This is a genomic window from SAR324 cluster bacterium, assembly GCA_029245725.1.
Classification (GTDB): domain Bacteria; phylum SAR324; class SAR324; order SAR324; family NAC60-12; genus JCVI-SCAAA005.
Genome location: JAQWOT010000014.1, coordinates 1 through 6,450, shown reverse-complemented (window position 1 = coordinate 6,450; position 6,450 = coordinate 1). Strand labels below are relative to the sequence as shown.

General features: G+C 36.8%; 2 protein-coding genes. One reads left to right on the top strand and one right to left on the bottom strand.

Going from position 1 to position 6,450, the window contains the following annotated elements; all coding sequences use genetic code 11:
- Positions 1–921 precede the first annotated feature (921 nt).
- On the bottom strand, positions 922–2,178 hold the full coding sequence (locus P8O70_00350; protein ID MDG2195333.1) for a hypothetical protein: 1,257 nt from the start codon (positions 2,176–2,178) through the stop codon (positions 922–924).
- A gap of 1,037 nt (positions 2,179–3,215) precedes the next feature.
- Between P8O70_00350 and P8O70_00345 the strand changes: the two genes are divergently transcribed.
- A partial coding sequence (locus tag P8O70_00345) for a S41 family peptidase (protein MDG2195332.1) occupies positions 3,216–6,450 on the top strand: 3,235 nt, incomplete at its 3' end.

Below are 6,450 nucleotides of genomic sequence, written 5' to 3'. Positions count from 1 at the left end.
AGGATGAGCACAGTGAGGACATTGCATCCTTAGTTCTCAAAATTTTGGAGATTACTTCATCTGTCTAAACGACGCAAATGCACCAACCCCTGGGTGGGAGCCTTAAACTGTCTCTCAAACCAAGCAAATATTTTGCAGTTTGTCTTCGTCAACAAGATTTGTTGCCTAATTTCATTAGCATATTAGCAACACGAGGATGTTGGATTGTAACGAGTATTGCCAGAGAACTCAGCCCTTTTAATTTTTCACGGCGGCATTCAAGATGGTGCCCGTACCACATAGAATCTATTGAAAAATATATAGCTTGTTGGAGTATTTTGGTTTTCAACCACTCATAAATTTGTGATGAGAGGTCTCATTGGCGCCTTTACCATCTGTAAGAATCCATGGATCAACAAAATCATAAATTTATTATAAATTTTCCCAGATTTTATTTTTGCCATGACCTCCTCCTCTGGTTGTCTAGTCATTCCCGGAAGTCAGATCAATTTGAAGTAAAAATACACAATGGATTATTTACAGATTAGCTCTATGTCATGCTAGATCTTAGTTGAAATTTGTACTTCGATAAGAGCTAGTAGGAATATATTATACATATTTTAGTCACCAACCACTACCTAGATATACTATACGCTCAAATAATCAAAAATATATTAAACTATATACAAAATTATTTTTACAAAAATTTAATATAGAAAAATCCAAAATCAGAAGTTTTATTGGGGAAATATGCAAAGAATATTTTTCAAATTTTTATTTAGTCCTGCAAAATATCAGTGTTCAAGAAGATTATCAGTAGATAAGCGATAAAGTAATTTGAAAAAAATCAATCTAGATATCAGATTAAAATTAATTTAATGTTTGAACAATAGCTGATGATTGGATATATGACTATATGAATTGTTCCAAAGAAATTCCTGATTATTCAGTGATTAAAAATAAACACTCTGTTAAAATATTCACAAAAGTACAGGATTTTGCTGCAATGTAGCCAGTGTCATCTGTGATTTGAAGTGATACAGAGATTGATGTATTTTCAAAATTTGCTATAGAGGCTTCTGAGGCTTTGTGATCATCTATTACATAATCACTTTGTGTAGTCCATAGATAGCTAAGTGCCTCTGGTCTTTCATCAGAAACTTCGGCACTCATATACAATTTATCATCTTCATTTCTTAATAAAATTTTTGTGATAACTGGATCAAATTCAAAGCCTAGACCTCCAAAATTGACAATTACCTGATCTTTTATTAGTTGAGAAACCTCATTGTTAAGTTCTTCTTGCAAAAGATCTAAATTATCAATTACTTCGATTTCTATGACTGTGCCTGAATCTGGAATTGTTTCAGAAATCTTTTCAATCATTTTCGCCATTGAATTTAGTACAGCACTCTTTTCTTTTTCACCAATCACATTTATGAGACTATCATCATCTAACACATCAACTAATACTGCTGTGGTTAAATCTTTCAGTGAAGTTTCATTTATTATGTCTTCAGGATTAATTTTATTAAGTTCTTGGGCTAGCATCACTAATGACTGAATTTGAGCAGTTTTATTTAAAATGATTGGTTGTTCACCACTACTTAGGATGCTAGAAAAACTTTCAACAGTTTTCGCTAGCCTGAGTAGTGGTGCACTAGTTCCATCAGGATGGGCAATATCAGCGTTCCAATCACCTAAATTATTAAATTTGTTTTTCAGTTCAGGGACTGCTGCAACTAGTGTAGTGATTGGGGTAATGTTTGTGATGAGATTTGTGGGGTCTGGCGCTGGTGCCAGCATTGGCATAGCTGGTACATCAACGCCTTGGGAATTTAAAAATGTACCGCCTGTTGTTGCTAAAAGAATATTACCAACTGGATTGCTGAGTGAGTAACTGCCATTTTCATCAGATACCCCATCATTTTCACCGGGATCACGCAAAAAATTTCCCAGTCCGTTGGAAGAAACTTTATCAAACCAAACCTGTGCTCCACGTACATATCCTTGAGCAAGTTTTCCTTTGATGACATAATTGTTGGCTAGTTCACTTTGATTATCAAAGACCTCAGTCTCGCTTTTTGTTTCGTTATCAGAGATTTTCTTACCAGTATTATTTCCACATCCAATAGCTAAGCAATTGATTAATACACAAATAATGAATTTTTTATTTTTTAGAATAATTATTTTTATCATACTAAATGTAATTCATTTGAATGAATTTAAATCTGCCTAATGAAAACTAAAGTTTCATCTTGATAAGACTTAATTTAAATGAATATTTCATAGAAATTAATGATCTTAAAGTATTTTCAATTAATTCAATAAATTATTTATAATAAATTTTAAATTTCAAGAAATTTGAGAATAATCTAATTAAAATAAAAAAATATTTTCATTTTCTATATCTTACAAAGAGAAAAAAAACATTATTTCTTAATTATTAATCCTGAACAAGAAATAAGGTCTAGCAACTTTCTAACAACTACAGGTGTGACACCCAGATTATGACGGTTGGTCTAAGTATGAGCACTGTCGTCAGAGGCTTTAGAAGGCCACTTGGCACAGGTTTCATCTGAATGAATCTCCAGTGAATCTTGGTAAGTTAGCCTTTCTACGCTCTTGCTGTTCTATGACCAGCAGTGGCAAAAGCTTTCACAAACAAAGAATAACCACCTAGTCAACCTTAACCACTTCATCAACCTGACCCTAGTGGAGGTCGACTTTGCTATTGGTAGAGGCGTGGTTCATCTCGAGAGATTCAGCTTGGTCCAGGTCTTTCGGGTATTCCCCACGAAAGATAACATGGGATACTGGGCAAGAAGCACTGTCGACTATGGCAAAGGGAAACTATTTGGTAACTCTGAATGGTCCTCATCAAGGACTTCTACCAAGAGATCCAGCAGTTCTGCGTGATCAAGGTGCTCAGTTGTCTCCCAGTGACTCAGCACAATCACACTAGGTCAGCTTTAAGGATCTTTATTCAACTCAAAGCCCCTCACCGACAAACACTTTCCATCTTGGTTCGCACTTAAGCAGCCTATCATCCGGGAGGTCGTCTGCAGCCACCTGGCAAACCCAGCCAATAAACTTCTTTCAACTACTGAGTTCTAAAAATAACTTGACATGTAGAAATGAAAGGAGGAGATCTTCACTTTCTACTGATTAGTAGTTTGCTTGTGTAGGCTACTAAGTTCAAGGTTATATTTAATTTTTCTCCTCATGGAGTTAACATGCTCAAAAAAATAAAATATGAGTTTTGTGGATCATTCTCCAAAAATAATATTAAGCCTTTTAATAAGGTCTGCTGGTCTCTGAATATAATTAGAATAACCATTTTTTGCTTGGCACTAACCTTGGGCGCATGCTTTCAAGAAAGCAATACTTCAAAGTCGAATAAGCAAACTCTTGAAGAAAATCGTGTCATTGTGCGAATGGCGAGCAATTCAAGCAGTACATCAAGATATATGGGGACTTTTGAAGAAGTAAACAGTGTAGTACTTGAGTATCACCCAACATCCAACCCATCAGAACTTACTGCAGATGAACTCAACAAAACTGCTGGTGGTGATTGGGTTGGGGTACTTAGCAATATCGACTTATCGATGGGGTCATATGATTTTGAAGCATCTGCTTACATGACGAATGCAGATGGAGAAAATATTCTCATTTTTACAGGTTCTAAGGAAGAAGTTCAGCTCAATTCAGGAATAAATGACTTAAGCATCAGACTACAACCTGTGGAGATAGATGGCTTTGAAGATGGATCTATTCCAATCATTGCAAATGTTACGAGTCCAAAAAGTTTTAAAGCAAATGAACCCTTTGATGTAGTGATTGATGTTCAGGCCCAACCTGGTTCTCAATTGACAATGACACTAACAGCAAATGAAAACCCCGGTTTGGAATCTGAAAAACTTTATTCTAGTGACACGATTGCCGGAACCCACCTACCTGATGCAAATGGACTAGCCAGTTATCAATTCAGTCTTTCTATGGCAACTGAAAGTGATGATGAAATGCTCCCAAAAAAATTGGGAATCAAAATAGAGGTGGTAAATGAATGGGGTTATATGACAAGGGTGGAGTTTGAAGCAACACGCGATGACATAATTGATATGTCTGGCATCAGCTTCTTGCCCGTTGGGCAGCGAATTATGCTCCAACCAAAAGCAGATGTAAGTGATGGTGAAGCTGCCATTGAATTTGAAATAAAAATCTCAGGGATGAAACATTACAGCGTTAATCTTGAATTTGTTTACCATGATGCACCAAATGCAATGAATTCAAACATCGAAAATACTAGTTGGTTGTCAGAAGATCAGAACTATCATAACCCAGATATGCACTCCACATCCTATTTAAGTGGCAGGCTAATAAAAAATGATCTTTATTCTGGGGATTTGATACTGACATTTTTTGAGTTTGGGGAATTAGCAGGCCAACAAAAGTTTGTTATACCAAGTGGAATGGTTCCAAATTTTGAGATACGAGAACCAAACATTTCGCAATTTAATACAATCTGGGAGACTCAGTTTGGGACATCCGAAAATGAGTGGCCCGTGGACATTGCGGTGACTAGCGATGGAGTTGTACACGTTGTTGGGCAAACGATGGGTGTTTTTCCAGAATATGAAGAGGAATTCACAGAAAACAGTGTCCCGACAGGATATCATGCTGTATTTTCTCCTTCAGGACAAATTTCTGATTTGTCACAGGAGAGTATTCCAGATTCCAATTGTAGCAGTGTGGCAACTTACGAAACAATTACATACGTTGTTTGTGCAGGAACATTGGCACCCTATAATTCAAATTTGGAACTAATTCCTGGTTTTGATTTATATGATAATGATGCATTTTCAATGCATTCACCCTTGGGTGTTGACACAGATCATGTGGGTAATGTGTACGTTTCAGGTATTGCGTTTGATAACGAAGAAGTTGGAACGAACTACATCGCTAAATTTAATTCTTCTGGTGAGCTTCAATGGGTGCATTATACTTCTGAAAGTGATGGCTATTATCCTGGTCTTCCTGTAGCCACAAATGATGGAGTTTACATTCAGACTACGGGTGGGTATGGGTTGTTTGGTGAAAGTGGATTGACCTCTGTGACCCAAATCAATTCAGATGCAACAGCGGTAGTTGCAGATGATTTAGGTAATCTTTTCGCTACAGGTTTTTCATCAAGTATAACAGATGATCCTTACACTTTTTTAACCAAGCATTCAGCAAGTGGAGAAATTGTCTGGAGCAAGACTTACTCAAGTGAAGAAGGTACTGAGGGTTGGGCTATCTCGATTGATACTGCAACAGATGATATTTATGTATTTACTGATCAATATGTGTACTCAGATACAGATGTAGGAGTGCTTAGGTACTCTTCTGATGGTGATTTGATTGCTACACATACTTTCGGAACATCAGGAATTGACTACTCTTATGCGATGACAGTAGAGGGTAATGTCTACTTAGCTGGAACAACTGAAGGAAATCTTGCTGATGATAATCAAGGTAATGCTGATGTATTCGTAATCCAGTTAGAGCCATTGGATACTCCACCTGGACCACCTGGACCACCTGGACCACCTGTCGAAGTTAATTTTAGCTATCCAGAAGAGTTAAATGAAGTCGTTAATGAGAATAGTGAATATCTGGAAGAAATACGTCAATATATTTTGCAAAACGATGGCTGTCAAGTCAGCCAAATTCCCCAGATGATAGATTTAATCCTTGCAGAAGGGTGCAGAGTTTTTGATTCATTCCACTACCGCCCAGACTATTTGCCAGATAATTTGGACAATCTCCAAAATATCCAACAATTTGTTGAATATGTTAACGTCAATGATCCTTTCTCCTATTACTTCCCACCATTTGAGCAGGTTAAATACAATAAAGCAGCAAATAATGAAATAGCTTTCATAGGTTTCGAGTCCCAGTTAGAAAACATGGATCAGCCAGTGAGCGACGACAATCTATTTTATGTTGGGTATGTTCACCCATACACCAGGGCATGGTGGGATGGCTTGATTGAGGGAGACATATTACATGAAATTGATAGTGAACCGATTAAAGGAAAGTTTTATAATGAAGTCATCTCTCTCCTACCAACCCAAGAAAGTATAACTGTAAACCTAACAATTGAAAGAGCGGGGTCCGAATCTACCATCCAAACTGGTTCTGAAACACATATTAGTCGTTTAATTGGCAACGAAGATAGCATAGGTTATCTTAATCTTCGTCAATATACTTCTGTAAGTGGTAATAGTACTTACGAAGACTACGAAGGTTTGCTTGATGTCTTAAGCGCTGGCAATCTTGAAGCAAATGGGTGGATATTGGATCTAAGAAACAATGGTGGAGGTAGTCTTTTATCAGCTTTAGAGATTACTGACTTCTTTGGGCCAGCAAGTTTAGACGAAGAAATTTTGCTAACCATAAAAGAAAGATATGGTGATGAATATTACT

Bases quoted from the DNA above. Each gene is read 5' to 3' on its own strand.
- P8O70_00350 (MDG2195333.1), bottom strand. From the start codon at position 2,178: ATGATAAAAATAATTATTCTAAAAAATAAAAAATTCATTATTTGTGTA.